Source organism: Staphylococcus sp. AS1337, from assembly GCF_051408735.1.
In the GTDB taxonomy this organism is placed as follows: Bacteria; Bacillota; Bacilli; order Staphylococcales; family Staphylococcaceae; genus Staphylococcus; species Staphylococcus xylosus_B.
Map to the genome: position 1 here is coordinate 86,767 of NZ_JBOIHZ010000004.1, position 18,715 is coordinate 105,481.

Annotated in this window: 15 protein-coding genes; 5 read left to right on the forward strand and 10 right to left on the reverse strand. The window is 32.3% G+C overall.

Annotated elements, in window-relative coordinates; all coding sequences use genetic code 11:
• Positions 1-68 precede the first annotated feature (68 nt).
• The 6 genes from ACSUE0_RS07765 to nrdI all read right to left on the reverse strand — a co-directional run bounded on the left by ACSUE0_RS07765 (position 69) and on the right by nrdI (position 6,719).
• Positions 69-869, reverse strand: a complete 801-nt coding sequence (locus tag ACSUE0_RS07765; RefSeq protein WP_119614537.1) for an iron ABC transporter ATP-binding protein — start codon at positions 867-869, stop codon at positions 69-71.
• Positions 866-1,801 carry an iron chelate uptake ABC transporter family permease subunit gene (locus ACSUE0_RS07770; protein ID WP_430459420.1) on the reverse strand — a complete coding sequence of 312 codons (936 nt, stop codon included), beginning with the start codon at positions 1,799-1,801 and terminating at the stop codon, positions 866-868. Before ACSUE0_RS07770 ends, ACSUE0_RS07765 begins: the two co-directional genes overlap by 4 nt.
• A gap of 13 nt (positions 1,802-1,814) precedes the next feature.
• Entirely contained in the window at positions 1,815-2,783 is a 969-nt protein-coding gene (locus ACSUE0_RS07775) for an ABC transporter permease (protein WP_119614535.1), read from the reverse strand.
• A 385-nt stretch (positions 2,784-3,168) separates the two neighbouring features.
• The gene (nrdF, locus tag ACSUE0_RS07780) at positions 3,169-4,137 is read right to left on the reverse strand and encodes a class 1b ribonucleoside-diphosphate reductase subunit beta (protein ID WP_107531939.1); all 969 of its coding nucleotides are present in this window, start codon (positions 4,135-4,137) and stop codon (positions 3,169-3,171) included.
• A 115-nt stretch (positions 4,138-4,252) separates the two neighbouring features.
• A complete protein-coding gene (nrdE, locus tag ACSUE0_RS07785; RefSeq protein ID WP_017722525.1) occupies positions 4,253-6,358 on the reverse strand; it encodes a class 1b ribonucleoside-diphosphate reductase subunit alpha in 2,106 nt (701 codons plus the stop codon).
• Positions 6,321-6,719 (reverse strand): class Ib ribonucleoside-diphosphate reductase assembly flavoprotein NrdI, encoded by a 399-nt coding sequence (gene nrdI / locus ACSUE0_RS07790; protein WP_017722526.1) that lies wholly within the window; start codon positions 6,717-6,719, stop codon positions 6,321-6,323. The genes nrdE and nrdI overlap by 38 nt, the downstream gene beginning before the upstream one ends.
• Positions 6,720-7,441: 722 nt before the next feature.
• Between nrdI and ACSUE0_RS07795 the strand changes: the two genes are divergently transcribed.
• The 5 genes from ACSUE0_RS07795 (at position 7,442) to ACSUE0_RS07815 (ending at position 13,746) form a co-directional block, all read left to right on the forward strand.
• Positions 7,442-8,323, forward strand: a complete 882-nt coding sequence (locus ACSUE0_RS07795) for a DMT family transporter (RefSeq protein WP_119615175.1) — start codon at positions 7,442-7,444, stop codon at positions 8,321-8,323.
• Between the two features lie 20 nt (positions 8,324-8,343).
• The gene (queF, locus tag ACSUE0_RS07800; protein ID WP_119615174.1) at positions 8,344-8,844 is read left to right on the forward strand and encodes a preQ(1) synthase; all 501 of its coding nucleotides are present in this window, start codon (positions 8,344-8,346) and stop codon (positions 8,842-8,844) included.
• 186 nt (positions 8,845-9,030) lie between these two features.
• The gene (locus ACSUE0_RS07805; protein WP_436956868.1) at positions 9,031-10,545 is read left to right on the forward strand and encodes a peptide MFS transporter; all 1,515 of its coding nucleotides are present in this window, start codon (positions 9,031-9,033) and stop codon (positions 10,543-10,545) included.
• A 235-nt stretch (positions 10,546-10,780) separates the two neighbouring features.
• Positions 10,781-12,289, forward strand: coding sequence for a peptide MFS transporter (locus ACSUE0_RS07810; RefSeq protein WP_436956870.1), 1,509 nt, complete (start codon positions 10,781-10,783; stop codon positions 12,287-12,289).
• A 497-nt stretch (positions 12,290-12,786) separates the two neighbouring features.
• On the forward strand, positions 12,787-13,746 hold the full coding sequence (locus ACSUE0_RS07815) for a diacylglycerol/lipid kinase family protein (RefSeq protein WP_436956872.1): 960 nt from the start codon (positions 12,787-12,789) through the stop codon (positions 13,744-13,746).
• Positions 13,747-13,948: 202 nt separating this feature from the next.
• Here the strand turns inward: ACSUE0_RS07815 and ACSUE0_RS07820 are convergent, their stop codons facing one another.
• The 4 genes from ACSUE0_RS07820 to ACSUE0_RS07835 all read right to left on the reverse strand — a co-directional run bounded on the left by ACSUE0_RS07820 (position 13,949) and on the right by ACSUE0_RS07835 (position 18,465).
• The gene (locus ACSUE0_RS07820) at positions 13,949-14,497 is read right to left on the reverse strand and encodes a 5' nucleotidase, NT5C type (protein WP_436956874.1); all 549 of its coding nucleotides are present in this window, start codon (positions 14,495-14,497) and stop codon (positions 13,949-13,951) included.
• A gap of 250 nt (positions 14,498-14,747) precedes the next feature.
• Entirely contained in the window at positions 14,748-15,803 is a 1,056-nt protein-coding gene (hisC, locus tag ACSUE0_RS07825) for a histidinol-phosphate transaminase (protein WP_119615089.1), read from the reverse strand.
• A 185-nt stretch (positions 15,804-15,988) separates the two neighbouring features.
• Positions 15,989-17,506 carry an ABC transporter permease/substrate-binding protein gene (locus ACSUE0_RS07830; protein WP_119613875.1) on the reverse strand — a complete coding sequence of 506 codons (1,518 nt, stop codon included), beginning with the start codon at positions 17,504-17,506 and terminating at the stop codon, positions 15,989-15,991.
• Positions 17,503-18,465 (reverse strand): ABC transporter ATP-binding protein, encoded by a 963-nt coding sequence (locus ACSUE0_RS07835; protein WP_436956877.1) that lies wholly within the window; start codon positions 18,463-18,465, stop codon positions 17,503-17,505. Before ACSUE0_RS07835 ends, ACSUE0_RS07830 begins: the two co-directional genes overlap by 4 nt.
• Positions 18,466-18,715: the final 250 nt, after the last annotated feature.

Consider the following 18,715-nt stretch of genomic DNA (forward strand, 5'->3'; position numbering starts at 1 on the left):
ATTCCTTTTTATGTCCCTAAAAGTTAACAACGTTACAGTTGCATCACTCCCCTCAAAGTCACTATTAATTACATTGAATGTGCCAATACTAAATCTTGATGTGCTGTTAACTCATCGTAATAAACACATATACGTTGCCCACGAATTTCTTCAATTCTGACATCCATATCATATAATGTTTTTAACACATCTGTTTGTATAACATCATTTTTCGTACTTGCTTTTACAAGTTGACCGTCTTTTAATGCGATGATGTCATCCGAATAGCAAGATGCAAAGTTAATATCATGAATCACAACGACTATCGTTTTGTTCAAGTCTTGTGCGAGCCTACGCAGTGTTTGCATAATCTGAACCGAATGTTTCATATCAAGATTATTCAATGGCTCATCTAATAATATGTATTCCGTATCTTGAGCAATCGTCATGGCTACATAAGCTCGTTGACGTTGGCCTCCAGAGAGTGTTTTTAAATAGCGATCTCTTATTTCATTTAATTGTAATAGATCTAATGCATATTCAACTTGATCTCTATCTTCTTGCTTTAATCGACCTTTTGAATGTGGAAAACGTCCAAATTCCACAAGTTCTTCAACAGTGATATTTAATTCTGTATGATTAGATTGTTTTAAAATTGCTAATTTTTTAGCTAAATCATTACTTTTATAATCTGCAATTAATTTTCCTTCAATTTCAATCGTACCTGTTTCAAAATCTATCAACCTTGTTATAGTTGACAGGAGTGTACTCTTCCCTGCACCATTTGGACCTATCATGGTTGTCAACTTCCCTTTGTTGATTTCAACGTTTATATTCTGCAAAATCGCTTTATCTTGTATCGTCTTATTAAGGCCTTGAACTTTGATCAATGCGCATGTCTCCTTTTTATTAACAGATAAATGAAGTAACTTCCACCCACTAAATCAATGATTATGCTAACTTGTGTAGTTGCTTCAAAGAAATTTTCAACGACTGCTTGCGCTAAGATTAAACTTAACCAACTAATACAAATCGTTGCTGGCAAAATATACTTATGTTGATATGTTTTCATTAATTCATGTGCTAAATTGACTGTTAGTAATCCTAAGAATGTGATAGGGCCAACTAAAGCTGTTGAAATTGATACCAATACAGACACTAGAATTAATAATAATCGTGTTAAAGTTTTATATGATATACCTAAGTTAATCGCTTGGTCTCGACCTAATAACAGTACATCTAAATACGGTATTGCATAAATCGTAATTAGGATAAGAATAATAAGTATAATACCACATAGGGTTACGAGCTTACTGTTAGAAGCATCAAAGTTTGCAAACATTGCACTTTGGACTGCTAAGAAATCTTCTGGATTTATAATTAATTCTAAAAAACCTGTAATACTTCTAAAAAAAGTTCCTAAAATGATACCAACCAGTAATATGAAATACACTGATACATCGCCAATTCTAAAAATACCTTGGAATAGTAATAAAGAAAATCCAATCATAACTATTAAAGAAATTAAAAAGCTTAAGTATATATCTGTAACAAATACTGATTGTACACCGAATACAAATACAATAAGAACTTTTACAAACATATAAATTGCATCTAATCCCATAATAGAAGGTGTTAGTAACCTATTGGTCGTAATTGCTTGGAAAATAACTACAGATGCTGCTATTGCACCACCTACTAAAACCATAAGTATGAGCTTTCTCAAGCGACTAGTAAATTGATATCGGAATATTTCAAAATCAATACCTATTACAAGGTAAATCGCTGCTACTATGACTGTACATACAATTAAGATGTACATTTTTGTTTTAGCGCTAATTTGCATAGTTATGTCTTCCTTTCATTAGCAAGATTAAGAAAATAATAGTGCCAAAGACACCAATTGTTAAACCGATATTAATCTCATATGGATAAACAATCAGTCTGCCGACAATGTCTGAAAACATAACAAAAATAGCACCTAACATCGCTGTATGCGGTAAAGCATTTTTCAAATGATCTCCTCTAAAGATCGAGACAATGTTTGGGACTATAAGCCCCAAGAAAGGTAATGTTCCTACAGTCACAACAACTAAAGCTGTAATCGTTGCTGTAATAAATAATCCAATGTTAATAATTCTTTCATAGCTAACACCTAAATTATTACTGAAATCTTTCCCCATTCCTGCGATTGTAAAATGATTCGCAAAAATATATGTAAATATTAGTAACGGAATACTTAAATATAAAATTTCGTACCTTCCACTCGTAATAATCGCAAAATTGCCATTTAACCAGTTACCGATACTTTGAACTGTATTCGTTCTAAGTGCTATAAAAGTTGCAAAACTCGAAACAATACCACCGAGCATGATTCCTAAAAGCGGAATAAAAATAACATCGGTAAATCGAATATATTGAACTAATTTTACAAATAAAAAAGTGCCCGCAATACTCAAGACTACTGCAAAAACTAATTTAATTATGATATTTTCTTGAGGAAAAAATATCATTGATATTAAGATGCCTAGTTTCGCCCATTCCATAGTTCCAGCTGTAGTCGGACTTACAAATTTATTTTGCATCATTTGTTGCATAATCAAGCCAGCAAGTGCTAGCGTACTACCTGATATTAATATACTGACAGTTCTTGGAATTCTACTTGAGACAATAATATTCATTTGCTCTTTAGAAAGTGTGAAAATATCAGTAATAGAAACCTTACTCACGCCTATAAAAAGAGAAAGGATAGTAAGTAATAATAAAATGATAGCTAAAACTATACCATTTAATAAGAATTTCATAATGATGTACCTCTAATCCTTTCATAATTGTGAATTATTCATGATGTTAACCGATGGTTATGATAATCATTATCAGTGGTTATAATAAAATTTTACCATTTTTAAACGTAAATTCAATAGTAATCAGTGATTTAAATAGAATTATTTAATTGTAAACTATATACAAAAATATTAAATTCACTATTTATTAGTTATATTGTTAATACTTGTTTAACTATTTAGTTGAACAGTTTTTCTATCGATTTCTTGTTGAAATATTTAATGGATTAAAACTAACTACTAACACCATATAAAATAAGCCTTCTAAAAGTTAAACTTTTAGAAGGCTTATTGGTTTTATAATAATCATTAGCACACTAGACTGTTCTTATATTTATACTTTGGTTTAGTCTTCGAAAACAAAGTCTTCGTCTTTTAACGCTTCAACGTTTAAAGCTAATGTGTAGCCATCACCTTTTACAGAGAAGAAGTCGTGGTTTTTAGTAGTAGTGTCTAAAGCATTTTCAATGATTGGATTAAATTCACGTTCTTCGAAATATGGATCGAATCCTAAGTTAGACAATGCTTTGTTGCCATTATATCTAACATAGTTAAGTACATCTTCAGATAGACCAATATCATCATAAAGTGAATGCGTATAAGCAACTTCATTTCTATATAAATCTTCTAATAATTTATACATTTCTTGATCTGCTTGTTGTTTTTCACTTTCTGAAAGTTCATTGCGTAAACTTTGTGCATCCATACCAGTAAATACGCCATGAATAGATTCATCCAATAATATTTTACGGATGATTTCTCCAGATGTAGTCATTTTACCTTGTCCTGCAAGATATAATGGGTAATAGAAACCAGAATAGAATAAAAATGTTTCTAAGAATACGCTTGATACACGTGCCATATATTGATCATAAATTGAAGCTTCTTTGCCCCATAATTTATGATAATTATCAATAATTTTATCTGATTTATATTTCAAATGCGGTTCTTCAATAACCCATTTGTCTAATAAATAGTTTGTTTCACTAGAAGGTAGTAATGTAGTAAAAATATGCGAATAACTTTTAGCGTGGATTTGTTCCATCATCGCCATAAATGAATAAACGGCTTTCTTACGTAAATCTGTCGTGTGTAGCATGATAAGCGGCATACCATCGTCTGCTTGATGAGTATCTAAGCCTGTTAATCCTGCTAAAGCTTTTTTAAATGCTTCTTTTTCAGGTTCAGATAATGTCTTCCAGCTTGCAATATCTTTAGATACTTTAAATTCTGTTTCTACCCACATTTGTGAAATATTTTGTCGCCAAAACATATTAGTCATGTCTTCTTGTGTATTCCAATTAACTGCTTTCATTTAGATAATGTCCCCTATCTAGTAAAAATTTAATTAAAGCAGTGATTTACAGCCTAATCTAATTCTTAGACTAGACTGTTCTATATAATCACTTAACTTGGCTCTTATTGCTAAATTATATTGAACAACTTGTACATTCTTCAACACTCAATAATTTATTTCTAGTGTAATATAAAGATTTTAATCCTTTATGATGTGCATATACATAAAGTCTAGATAGTTCACGTGTAGAAATTTCAGAATTTACATATAAAATTGTAGAAATACCTTGATCCACGTGAGTTTGAATAGTTGAGATTAAATCTATTAATTTCATTTGATCTGTATTAAATGCAGACTTATAGTACCACATTGTCTCTGGTGATAAGAATGGCATTGGATAGAATGTTTCTGCGTTACCATAAGTACGGCGTTCAATTTGGTCAACAATTGGCATAACTGAACTAGTTGCATTTTGTACATATGAAATACTTTGTGTAGGTGCAATTGCTAAACGATATGCATGGAATAGACCATGTGCTTCTACTTCTTTTTGTAAAGCTTTCCAATCTTCAGCTGTTGGAACATCAAAACCTTCAAATAATTTACGAACTTTTTCATATTTCGCTTCAAAAGTTTGAGTTGTATAGAATTCAAAGTACTTACCGTTTGCGTAATCAGATTTTTCGAAGTCTTTATATACTTCTTGTCTTTCTTTAGCAATTTCCATTGAACGTTCAATGGAATAATAGTTCATCATCATAAAGAAAATGTTTGCGAAATCTTTCGCTTCTTCAGATTCATAACCAATTTTATTTTTAGCTAAGTAGCCATGTAGATTCATTACACCTAATCCTACTGAATGTAACTCCCTATTAGCTTTTCTAACACCAGGTGCATTCTGAATATCCGCTTCATCACTAACAACCGTTAAAGCATCCATACCAGTGTGTACTGAGTCTTTGAATTTACCTGATTCCATAACATTAACAATATTTAATGAACCTAGATTACATGAGATGTCACGTTTAATTTCATCTTCAGTGCCATAATCATTGATAATAGAAGTCTCTTGTAATTGGAAAATTTCAGTACATAAGTTACTCATTTTAATTTGTCCAATGTCAGAGTTAGCATGCACTTTGTTTGCATTATCTTTAAACATTAAATATGGATAACCTGATTGTAATTGTGTTTGTGCAATCATATTCAGCATTTCACGTGCATCTTTTTTCTTTTTATCAACATTTGGGTTAGCAACAAGTTCATCGTAATATTCATCTAAGTTAATATCATCTAAAGTGACACCGTATTCTTTATAAATTGTATGCGGTGCAAACATATGGAAATCTTTGCCTTCTTTTGCAAGATCAAAGAACTTAGATGGCACAATTAATCCTGTTGAAATTGTAGACAAACGTAAATCTTCATCAGCGTTGACTTTTTTCGTATCTAAAAACTCTTCAACATCATAGTGGAAAATATTTAAATAAACTGCACCCGCACCAGGACGTTGTCCAAGTTGATCTGCATAACTAAAGCCGCCTTCAAGTGATTTTGCAACTGGAAGTACGCCTTTGGCAACGCCCTTTATACCTTTAATCGCTTCACCACGTGCGCGTAATTTAGATAAATTAATAGCAACACCGCCACCAATTTTACTTAACTGTTTAGCTGTTGAATCAATGAAATTAATTGAATTCAAGCTGTCATCTGTTTCAAGTAAGAAACAGGATACAAGTTCACCACGACGAGCACGACCAGCATTTAAAAATGTAGGTGTTGCCGGTTGGTAACGTTGTTCAACCATTGCTGAAATAAATTGTTTAGCTGTCGCTTTATGACCATTTGCTAGATATAATGCAACGATTGCTACGTGTTGCTTATAATCTTCTAAATATTGACTTTTATCGTTTGTTTTTAAAGCATAATCTTTGAAAAACTTACTTGCAGACATGTAACTCGCAAATTTAAAAGGGATACTTTTAGCGTAATCTGTTATTTCTATCAAATCTGCTTCTGAGTATTTTGCAAATAAGTCAAAATAGAAATCATTATCAACGAGATAGTGAAGGCGTTCGATTTCAGTATCAAAGTATATAGTCTTGTCTTCTATTTCCTCTAAATATACTGCTAATGCTTCTTGGTCTTTTTCTAAATTGAAAAAGCCATTATCTTTACGTTTAGTAACCTCGTTATTTAACTCAATATGATTGTATTTCTTCTCGTCCATAATCTTCATTGAAATGCCCCACCTTATCTTTAAATTCGCTAATATCATTTTGTGTTCCTTGTACTTCAAATTTCATTAATAAAGGAACTTGATATTTTTCTGATATAGACCGTCCAGCTTTCGCAAAGTTTTGACCCCAATTGCGATTTCCGCTCGCTGCAACGCCTTTTAATAAATTTTTATTTACATCTAAAAATGACTGAACTGGTTGTGGTACTTCGCCAAATCCTATCGTTCCAGTGACCAATATAAATGGTTCTTCAATTTTCTCAGAACAATTACTTTGTGTAATTTCCATCACATTCGTAAGCTCAGTTTTTTTGATGAATCTGCGTACATTGCCAGAAAATGAAAAATAGACAACCTTCATTGGACCACCTTCTTTCTTAATTTAACTAATATTTTATTAATGAAAAATCACAATTATAAAATCGAACTATTTCACTTCGTACTTAAAGAATGATAACTAGTATTAATTTTTTGGAGTGAACCACTATATATAGTAAGCTTGTTATCTATATGTTGGTATGTAAAAAATCATTAATTAAGTATTTATGCTTGATTTGTCATTATTAAACGCTCTTAATAGTGTTATTTTACTTAAAATTTGGTTTATTATAAATAAAGTGACCAGGCATATAAAACACAATATATTGTGTTTTGTTCTAATCATCAATACTATATTATGTGTTTCATTATACATAATTCAGAACCTTATTTAAAGGCCTTTGTTTTTGACAAAATATTGAAGAGCAGAGGTAAATGGCACCAATTCAACTTTAAACTGCTATTTTTGATTACAAAAAATTTTTTTTCTGAATTTAAGGTTTTTTCATTTGCTTTTTTTGAAAACCTTGTAACACTTGATTTAGCGTGGTTTAGGTATTAACCCCCTTCACGTTGCCCACAACACATATCACACAAACTATAAATTCTATTTAGATAAATTGTAAATTACCATACCAAGAACAGAACGTTTGTTCCCCTTTTATAATCATAATATAGTTACTTCAGACTTTCAAGGATATATACATATTCTAGAAATATATGCTAATATAGATACGTTAAAATCTAATAATTGAGGCGATAACTGTGAACCCTAAAGTTAAAGGTATCATTGCTATCCTTATTTCAGCAGTTGGTTTTAGCTTTATGTCTGTATTTTTCAGATTAGCTGGTGACTTACCTGTATTTCAAAAATCTCTTGCTCGAAATCTAGTTGCGATGTTTATACCACTTTATTTTATTTTCAAATATAAACAACCCCTATTTGGCAAACTTAGTAGCCAACCACTTTTGATTTCTCGTTCAACATTAGGTTTAATTGGTGTTTTGTTAAATATTTACGCGATAGATCATATGATTTTGAGTGATGCTGATACATTGATGAAGTTAAATCCATTTTGGACTATTTTACTGAGTTTAATATTCTTGCATGAAAAAGTTCGTAACTATCAATTCATTGCAATGATTGTAGCTATTATTGGTATGCTTTTTGTAGTCAAACCAGAATTTTCATCATCTATGATACCTGCCGTGATTGGTTTACTCTCTGGTATATTTGCTGCCAGTGCCTATACATGTGTAAGAGCGCTTAGCACTCGTGAAGCACCATATACTATCGTTTTTTATTTTTCATTCTTTTCAATTATAGTACTCATCCCGTTTACTATATTTACATTTGAACCCATGACTATGATACAAGTATTCTATTTGATTGGTGCTGGACTATCAGCTGCTGCTGGTCAAATTGGAATTACCCTTGCTTATAGCTACGCGCCTGCCAAAGATATTTCCATATTTACTTATGCGTCTATTATATTTACTGCATTCTTTGGATTTATCTTGTTCGGAGAATCACCAGATTTTTATGCCGTATTAGGTTATATCATAATCATTAGCTCTAGTTACTATATGTTTGAAAAAGCAAGACGCCAACCGCTAACAATTCAAAAGGAAGAACAAAAACCATAACATTAAAGGAGAGAACGATAATGACAGAAGGACGTAATAAAGAAGAGTTACAAGATATCACATTACTTGGTAATCAAAACAATAAATATAAATTTGATTACGACCCAACAGTCTTAGAATCGTTTGACAACAAACATCCAGGTCGTGACTATTTTGTAAAATTTAATTGTCCAGAATTCACATCACTATGCCCTATCACTGGTCAACCTGATTTCGCGACAATATATATATCTTATATACCAAACATTAAAATGGTTGAATCTAAATCTCTAAAACTCTATTTATTTAGTTTTAGAAATCACGGCGATTTCCATGAAGATTGTATGAATATCATTATGAACGATTTAATTGAATTGATGGATCCTCATTATATTGAAGTTTGGGGGAAATTTACACCTCGTGGTGGTATTTCCATAGATCCATACACAAACTATGGTCGCCCAGATTCTAAATATGAAAAAATGGCTGAACATCGTCTAATGAATCACGATTTATATCCTGAAAAAATAGATAATCGCTAAATCCTCAACATATATAAATGAACAAAGCTGAAGCATGATTATTTCAACTTTGTTCATTTATTTTTTTATACATTTTTATTAATAATTAACTGATGATTCTTTAAATTTAGTACAGCTCATATATACACTTGTTATTTTTGCGGAAACAGTATAAAATAAATCCAACCGTTTAAGGGGAGGGAAATTATGAAAAAAATTGATTACACACATGAAGAAATCATGAAAAGCATTCCAAACAAAGGTTTCTTCGGACATCCAAAAGGACTAAGTACACTATTTTTCACTGAATTCTGGGAGAGGTTCAGTTATTATGGTATGAAAGCCATATTAATCTATTATTTGTATTACAGCGTTGCTGAGGGCGGCTTTGGATTAAATCAAGCTGTAGCCATGCAAATCGTAGCCATATACGGAACACTGATTTATATGTCAGGTGCGATTGGCGGTTGGATTGCAGATAGGATTACTGGTACGCAAAACGCCGTCTTCTACGGTGGCTTCTTGATTATGATTGGGCATATTTTATTATCTTTACCAAATAATTTAACATTGGCCATGATTGCATTAGCAGTCATCATTGCTGGTACTGGATTGTTAAAACCCAATATTTCTACTACTGTAGGCGAATTATATGATCGCAATGATGTAAGAAGAGATGCAGCATTCACACTATTTTATATGGGAATAAATTTAGGGAGTTTACTTGCACCATTACTTACAGGCTATTTACAAACTAGAATTGGTTTCCACGCTGGCTTCTTAGCTGCTGCAATTGGTATGTTCTTTGGTTTAGTTGTCTTCGCACTAAAACGTAAGAAAAATTTAGGGTTTGCTGGACGTAACGTCCCTAATCCATTAACAAAACCAGAACTTAAGAAATTCTCTTATATTTCTGTCGGTTTCATTGTATTATTCTTAGTTTATTTATTAATTTTACATTTTTTCAACGCACTGACGCTTGAAAACTTCAGTTTCTTAATTACTATTTTAGGTATCGTGCTACCAATCTATATATTTATTGTTATGATAGCTAGTAAAGATGTAACTAAAGATGAACGTTCACGAGTATATAGTTACGTACCACTGTACATAACATCTGTAGCTTTTTGGATGATCCAAGAACAAGGATCAACTATTTTAGCAACATTTGCAGATAAAAAAACACAATTAGAAATGTCAGTACTTACGAATGGGTTATTCGATTTTACAATCCCAGCAGCTTGGGCACAGTCATTAAACCCTATTTTCATCGTTGTATTAGCTCCTCTATTTGCAACATTATGGATGAAATTAGGTAAACATAACCCACCTACTGTCTATAAATTTGCCTTTGGTGCGATTATTGCAGGTCTATCATATCTAGTCATGATTATTCCATTAGCGAGTGGTCAAGAGTTAATCAATCCATTGTGGCTTGTACTGAGTTTCTTATTGATAACAATCGGTGAACTTTGTATCTCACCTGTTGGTTTATCGACAACTACAAAATTAGCACCTATTACATTCACGGCACGTATGATGAGTCTATGGATGTTAAGTAATGCAACTGCACAAGGACTCAACGCGCAACTTGTAGTAGTCTATACAAAGATGAACCAAAGTGATTACTTTATGTATTCAGGCTTAGTTGCAGTAGTGATTGGTATTCTATTATTGCTGATATCACCAAAAGTAAAACGAGCAATGAAAGGTGTTTATTAAGCTTCAGTCAAAAATTTTATATTTATAGTTAATCAAAGTGGTGCTTAATTGTGCCACTTTTTTAATTCATTTTATTTCGGTAGCCTGAAATTAAAAAATAAAAATATACAGTTAATTAATTATCGGAATATTTAGAATATTGTTATTATGAGAATATTATTGCAATTTAATTTTATTAAGCGTAAAATCTTTTCTATACATTTTTATTGGGAGCAAGAAAGGACGGGAATGTTTTATGCAAGATAAATACACATCTCAAGAACAAACAGTAGCAACTATTCCCCAAAAAGGTTTTTTTGGACATCCTAAGGGATTAGGCGTACTATTCTTCGTAGAATTTTGGGAAAGATTTAGTTACTATGGCATGCGCGCATTGCTTATTTTTTACATGTATTTCGCTATTAAAGATGGCGGATTAGGCATGGACAAAGGTACGGCACAATCCGTTATGGCCGTTTATGGTGCATTAATTTATATGACATCAGTACTTGGAGGTTGGATTTCAGATAGAATTACAGGTACTCGAAAAGCTACGTTTTATGGTGGCGTATTAATTATCATCGGACATATATTCTTAAGTTTACCTTTAGATATCGTTGGCCTATTTATTTCTATGTTCTTTATTATAGTAGGTTCTGGGCTAATGAAACCAAGCATTTCTAATATTGTTGGCCGTTTATATCCAGAAAATGACACACGTATTGATGCAGGCTTTGTTATTTTCTACATGTCAGTTAACTTAGGTGGTTTACTTTCACCATTAATTTTAGATCAATTTGTACATACAGGTAATTTCCATGCTGGTTTCTTAATAGCTGCTGTTGGTATGGCGCTAGGCTTAGTTTGGTACATGATTTTCAATAAAAAAAATATTGGTGCTGTCGGTATCAAACCTACTAATCCATTAAATCAACAAGAAAAGAAAAAATACGGCTTAATCTTTGCAGTTGCCATCATTGTTATTGCAGCCGTATTAATTATTACAGGTCTAACAGGTACATTGTCATTTAACATTGTGAGTACAACTGTCTTGATACTTGGCGTAGCGTTACCTATTATTTACTTTACGCTGATGATCCGTAGTAAAGAAGTAACAGATGATGAACGTTCTCGAGTTATATCCTTTATACCCTTATTTATTTTGGGGGTATTATTCTGGTCTATTCAAGAGCAAGGTGCAAATGTGCTAAACTTATTTGCTTTTGAAAGTAGTGATATGAAACTAAATATCTTTGGTTGGACGACGGACTTTGGTCCAACCCTATTCCAATCTATTAATCCACTATTCATTGTCTTACTAGCTCCTGTTGTGTCGCTTATATGGGCAAAAATGGCTCGACGTCAACCTAGCTTAGCTACAAAATTTGTATTAGGTGCATCCCTAGCCGGCGCTTCATACATCATGATAGGGTTAATAGGTCATAGCTCTGACGGTTCGATGATTAGTGTTAATTGGGTCATTCTTTCTTACATCATTTGTGTCATAGGTGAATTATGCTTATCACCTACCGGCAACAGTGCCGCTGTTAAATTAGCGCCTAAAGCATTTAACACGCAAATGATGAGTTTATGGTTATTAACAAATGCCTGTGCACAAGCTATTAATGGTACATTGGTTAAACTAATTGAACCACTTGGTTATAAAAACTACTTCCTATTCTTAGGGGTAATTGCCATCGTAATCAGTCTTGTCGTTCTTGCATTTGTACCGAAAATTGTCAAAGGTATGAGAGGCATTAAGTAAATTCAATATAGATGTAAATGATGCTGTAGCAATAAAGTCCCACTACTTTATAGCACTACTTTGTCATTTATGACAATTAGTAGTGCTTATGCATGAGCTTTTGCTCAAGTATTCCTTAATAGCCGTTCAGTTCTAATCATCTTTACTGGGTTGGGATGTCGAAATCTTTTTAATAAATGAGATTGCGACGTCCCAACCTTTTTATTACAACTAACTAGACTGTCATTAAGCCTTTATACTTTACACTTACCTAATCGTCTACAATAATAACCAACTATTACTTTCTCCACATTAACCAATAACATATTAAACACTATAATAGCTTATACATAATAGCCAACTTAATATGTCATCTCGTCCCTAGTTCATATTATAGCTATTTCCTGATATTTGCTTACTAGACGTTTAACGTCTATAATTTAATCCCTATAGTTTATGTATTTATTTTATAAGAGAATCGGGTACATAATAGAATAGCAAGCAAAATAAAAAGAAATATGGTGAATAGATTGACTAAAACAAAATACAAACACGGTGTGTTATTTTACCATGAACACTCAGGCATAAAAGATATCTATAGAGGTTTAGGAGATGTGGCCTCTTCTTTAACAACATTTTGTAAACATTTATCTATCCAATTAAGTGAAAATGAAGGTGACATCATCACTTTCTGTGAAAAGATAAAAGATCAAAGCTATAGTGATGACGTTGATATTATATTTATTTTAGGTGGAGATGGTACAGTAAACGAGTTAGTCAATGGCATCATGCAAAGTGAATTAAATATTCCAATAGGCATTATTCCTGGTGGTACTTTTAACGACTTTGTAAAAACACTTAACCTTAGTCCACGTCATAAAATTGCGAGTCAACAACTTATTAGTTCAGAATTGTGCTCCTATGACGTAATGAAAATAAATGACCAATATGCATTAAATTTTGCTGGGTTAGGTCTGATTGTCCAAAATGCAGAAAATGTGCAAAATGGGAATAAAGACGTTTTCGGGAAACTGAGCTATGTCGGTTCTACTGTTAAAACATTACTCAATCCAGAGCACTTTGACTTTAGTTTGACCGTAGACGGTAAAGAGATTGATGGTAACACTGCTATGCTTGTTGTAGCGAACGGACCATTTATAGGAGGTAGTCGTATACCTTTAACTGACCTTTCACCAAATGATGGTTATTTAAATATATTTGTCTTTGAAGAACATAGTTCAAGTGTCTTAAGCGACATCTTTAAACAACGCGATAGTATGAATTGGAACAATATGACTGATGGTATTAAACACATACTTGCTAAAAATATTACAATTGAAACAACGCCTCACATGAAAGTAGATATTGACGGTGAAATCGCCTTAAAAACACCACTTAATATCGAAGTTATACCTAATGCAATCAATATACTCACATTACCAGAATCAAATACAGACACACAATCTGATGATGTTTAACTAAAACAACTTATCAAGATAATAAATTAAAGGGACCGGGACACAAACCTGATTTTACTAAAAAGGTTTCGATGTCCCACCTCGGCAAGGATGACTAGAGTCAAAAAAGCTTTTATTTATAGCTTTTTTAATTCAGTCAGCTACTGCCTATACAATGATAGAGGCTGGGACATTATTTATGTCCCAGCCTCTAAATTAATAACTAAATATTATATTCACTATCACCTAAGAAATATTGCTCAACATCTTTCCAATTATTAACGCGCGTGAATCTATCATCATTGATATTATGCGTTGCTGTGTACATAATTGGCGTACCTGTAAAAATACTTAATTGTCTCGGATTATCATCTATTAAATAATCGGCATTAACGATATCTTTACGACCACAAAAAACAAAATGTTGAGGATCTAAAAATGGGAAGTATTCTCTTAGCCAATGATATTTATCATGGAATGATGTTGGTACGTCCATTGCTGCAGTTGCAATAAATACATCATAGTGTTCGGTTAATTTTTTAACCACATCTTGTGCGTCTGTCATCACCTTTAATTTTTTGAAAAAACCAGGCTCACGCAAAATTTCAGTTAGTAATCCATCATGCTCAGGCATCGCATGTCTTAATTTAATACCATCTAACATATCAATCGTAATCCCTAAATCCGTACGATTATTTACATCTTCAATTAATGCACCCACTGTATCAGCAAGTACCTCATCCATATCAATCGCTATTGATTTTCTAGTCATGTACTACTCTACTCCCTTTTCCTACTTAATATACTTTAATTTGTAACGTACTATATACACGTAACAAATCTATCCCTATATACCTCAATTATAGCAAAACACGTTCAACTAAACCAAAATTGAACATAGCATTAATATAATCATCTTCAAGTAATTTACTAGGCCAATAGGATAGCCATATAATAAACACCCTACTTATATTAATCAAATGATAAACTTTGTATCGTTGAACGTTCATTAAGAATTATTTTTAGAAGTTAAACTCTTTAAGTACTTCTATCATTTTTGCATTTTGCTCTGGGAATCCAATTGTAATACGCACCCCTTTAGGAAACTCTCTTGTAATGCATCCTACATTTAGCAATGCTTCATACAAATCGTGTGGTTTATCTGTTTGCACATAAATAAAATTCGTTTGACTAGGATAAAACGCATCACTTTGAGATAATTCAAAGAATTTTGCTCTCTCTTGAGCATTGCGATCACGTATAGAAGCTAAATAGGATTGATCTTCTAATGCAGCTAATGCAGCATATTCTGATAGACGGCCAACATTAAATGGTGGACGTATAATGTTGTACTTTTCAATAGCTTCTTTAGCGGCTACAACATATCCAATACGCATACCCGCTAAACCATATGCTTTTGAAAATGTACGTAATAAAAAGGCATTTGCAAATTGTTGTTGTAATGCTAACGTATTTGGAAAATCATCGGCAGTTACAAATTCAACATATGCTTCATCAATAATAACCGGTATATCACTCGGTACACGTTCTAAAAAGCGCTGTAATTCATCATGTGAAAAATAAGTTCCCGTTGGATTGTTTGGATTACATAGCCAAACTAACTTAGTATTTTCATCAATTTCCGATAAAATACCTTCTAAATCAAAATGACCTTCTTGGAGTGGCACTTGTGTTACGTTTGCAGATTCTACAATCGCATTATGATAATATTGTCCAAATGTCATTTCACTTGTCACAATTTTATCTCCAGCAGTCAGTACTGCACGTGAAATCATTAAGATAACTTCATCTAAACCAGCACCGAATAATATACGTGATGCGTCTACGTTTAAATGTTTGCTTATTGCTTCTTTTAATAATGGAGAACCCGTCTCAGGGTAAAATTGTAGCTCATCTAAATGTGCTTGAATTGCCTCATTAACTTTTGGTGTTGGACCATATAAATTCTCATTAGAAGCTAATTTATATAACTCACCTTCAATTCCGTATTGTTCTTTTAACGCTCGAGGCGATAGTCCTGGTTCGTAAGCTGATAATTGTTCAATTTGTTTCTTCATAGTTGCTTCGGTCCTCCTTAAATTTACAGAAATTTCAAAACTTAGTAACTATTATAAACCTTATAACAGACTAAAATCAATGTATCATTATAGTCTCCATTATTTATAAGGAAAAAATATGAGACCAAATAATTTAGTATTATATTTCATACTAAGTTAGCAGTCTCATATTATTTTATTAATATTTATTTATCGATTAAATTATGTTCCTCTAAATAATTTTTTGCAACATTATATGGGTCTTTCTTTTTCACTGTTACATCATAATTCATAGCCTGCATATCTTCGTCTGAAATTTTCCCAGCTAAGCGATTTAGTGGTTTTTTAATTTCAGGGTGTTCTTTCAGATAAGATGTTTTAAACATAGGCGCTCCTTGATAAGGAGGGAACACATGCTTATCATCTTCCAACACAACCATATCATATTGTTTTAATTCGGCATCCGTTGAGTAAGCATCAATCAGATTAATATCTCCATTCTCTATCGCTTGATAACGTAGTTTTGGTTCCATTGTTTTCACATCACCTACATCTAGATTGTAGGCTTTTTTAACAGCTGGATAGCCATCTCCACGATCATTAAATTCCAATGTAAAGCCTGGTTTAATCTCATCGCTCACCTTATTCAAATCTCCAATTGTTTTGATGCTATGTTTTTCAGCAAAATCTTTTTTCACCGCTAATGCATACGTATTATTGTATTTCATAGGTTTCAACATCGTCATATCATATTTATCTTCCAAACTAGATTTCGCTTGATTATATACTTTTGCTTCTTGCTTAGATTTTAAATCTTCTTTAGTTAATTCACCTAATACAGTGCCAGTGAATTCTAAATAGCCATCGATATCATCAGATTTTAGAGCATTAAAAAGAAATGAAGTTTTACCCATACCATCTTTAACCTCTACTGTATTATTCGTATCTTCCTCAATTAATATTTTATACATATTAGTTATTACAGATGGCTCTGAACCTAATTTCCCAGCTAAAACAATTTTGTCACCTTTTTGAGCTAACAATGGTGCAATAATTACTAACAATAAAATAATAACAATCGCACTGAGTGACACCAAAAGTTTTTTATATGATAGCTTTTGCATAAAACGTAACACTAAATCGAATAAAATAGCTAATAATGCCGCTGGGATGGCACCAATTAAAATAAGTGATGAATCATTTCTATCAATTCCTAATAAAATTAAATCACCTAAACCGCCAGCACCAATAAGCGCAGCTAATGTTGCTGTACCAATAATTAATACCATTGCCGTACGAATACCTGCCATAATGACTGGCATAGCAATTGGTAATTCTACTTTAGTCAATCTTCTACCCGGTTTCATACCGATACCTTTTGCCGCTTCTACTAATGATGCATCTACTTCATTAATACCAGTATATGTATTTCTTAAAATTGGTAATAGCGCATATACAACTAATGCTATAACCGCCGGAACTTTACCAATACCGAACAACGGTATCATTAGCCCTAACAATGCTAATGAAGGTATTGTTTGAAGTATCGCCGCGATATTCATAACAATTTCGGAAAGTTTACGTGTTTTTGTTAAAAATATACCTAACGGCACACCAATTAGTGCTGCAATCAAAAGTGCTATAAAAGATAATTGTATATGTTCAAATATAGTTGTTATTAATTGTCCTCTACGCTCTATAAGTGTATTAATGAAGGTATTCATTCATTATGACCTCCTTTACGCTCTGACAAAATTTGAAAAATATCTTGTCGTTTCAACACGCGTTGTGTTGAGGTAGCTGAATCATTAATAATAACGGCCTCATTGTCTATCAAATCTGTATATACGTCTTTAACATATAAATTACTTTCAACGATTGGATAACCTTCTTTTGTCTCTCCTTCTTTTATAGATAACTGATCTATTATTTCAGAAAGTTTTAACTCATTAACTGATCGGTTTAATTTATCACCCATAAATTGTTTAACAAAGTCATTTTTAGGATTTGTGACAAAGCCTTCTGGTGTATCTATTTGTTCTATATGACCTTTATTCAACAAGCATATACGGTCGCCCATCTTCATTGCTTCTTGAATATCATGAGTTACAAATATAATTGTTTTTTTTATTTTTTGTTGTAGCTCTATTAAGTCATCTTGTAATTTTTCACGACTAATTGGGTCTAGGGCACTATATGGCTCATCCATTAAAATGACTGGTGGATCAGCTGCCAGTGCACGAATAACCCCTACACGTTGCTGTTGCCCACCAGAGAGTTCATCCGGTTTACGATTTTTGTATATTTCAGGTTCTAGTCCTACCATATCCATTAATTCATCAATACGTTGGTCTATATCCTCATCTTTCCACTTTTTCATTTGTGGCACTTGCGCAATATTCTCTTTAATTGTCATATGTGGGAATAATGCAATTTGTTGTAAAACATAGCCAATATCCCAACGCATTTCATATATTGAATAATCACTTATCGGTTTATCTTTAAAATAAATATAACCTTCAGAAAGAGAAATTAATCGGTTTATCATTTTTAACGTAGTCGTCTTACCGCAACCTGACGGCCCGATTAAAACAAAGAATTCCCCTTCTTTAATATTAAAACTAATATCATCTACAGCTATTTTATCACCGTAGCGTTTAACTACATTCTTAAATTCTATCACTTTGTCACCTTCATTATCGTATATTCATTTAACAAAAAATTAGATTTTCAATCAAATGACATATTCCCTATTTTTATTGATTTTATGTATAATTCAATTAATTTGTTCATAGTATTTAACTTACAGGTCATCATTCTAATCATTAAAAAAGCGAAGTTAATTCGAAATAAAATTATATCTATGACTCAAGATTCTGCATAGTATATTAATTATTGTCAAATTAACTTCGCTTAAAATAACTTTAGTTTAC

Coding starts and splice junctions, on each gene's coding strand:
- nrdE (WP_017722525.1), bottom strand. CDS start 6,358: ATGAAGATTATGGACGAGAAGAAATACAATCATATTGAGTTAAATAAC.
- nrdF (WP_107531939.1), bottom strand. CDS start 4,137: ATGAAAGCAGTTAATTGGAATACACAAGAAGACATGACTAATATGTTT.
- hisC (WP_119615089.1), bottom strand. CDS start 15,803: ATGAAGAAACAAATTGAACAATTATCAGCTTACGAACCAGGACTATCG.
- ACSUE0_RS07815 (WP_436956872.1), top strand. CDS start 12,787: ATGGTGAATAGATTGACTAAAACAAAATACAAACACGGTGTGTTATTT.
- queF (WP_119615174.1), top strand. CDS start 8,344: ATGACAGAAGGACGTAATAAAGAAGAGTTACAAGATATCACATTACTT.
- ACSUE0_RS07805 (WP_436956868.1), top strand. CDS start 9,031: ATGAAAAAAATTGATTACACACATGAAGAAATCATGAAAAGCATTCCA.
- ACSUE0_RS07830 (WP_119613875.1), bottom strand. CDS start 17,506: ATGAATACCTTCATTAATACACTTATAGAGCGTAGAGGACAATTAATA.
- ACSUE0_RS07770 (WP_430459420.1), bottom strand. CDS start 1,801: ATGTACATCTTAATTGTATGTACAGTCATAGTAGCAGCGATTTACCTT.
- ACSUE0_RS07810 (WP_436956870.1), top strand. CDS start 10,781: ATGCAAGATAAATACACATCTCAAGAACAAACAGTAGCAACTATTCCC.
- ACSUE0_RS07820 (WP_436956874.1), bottom strand. CDS start 14,497: ATGACTAGAAAATCAATAGCGATTGATATGGATGAGGTACTTGCTGAT.
- nrdI (WP_017722526.1), bottom strand. CDS start 6,719: ATGAAGGTTGTCTATTTTTCATTTTCTGGCAATGTACGCAGATTCATC.
- ACSUE0_RS07775 (WP_119614535.1), bottom strand. CDS start 2,783: ATGAAATTCTTATTAAATGGTATAGTTTTAGCTATCATTTTATTATTA.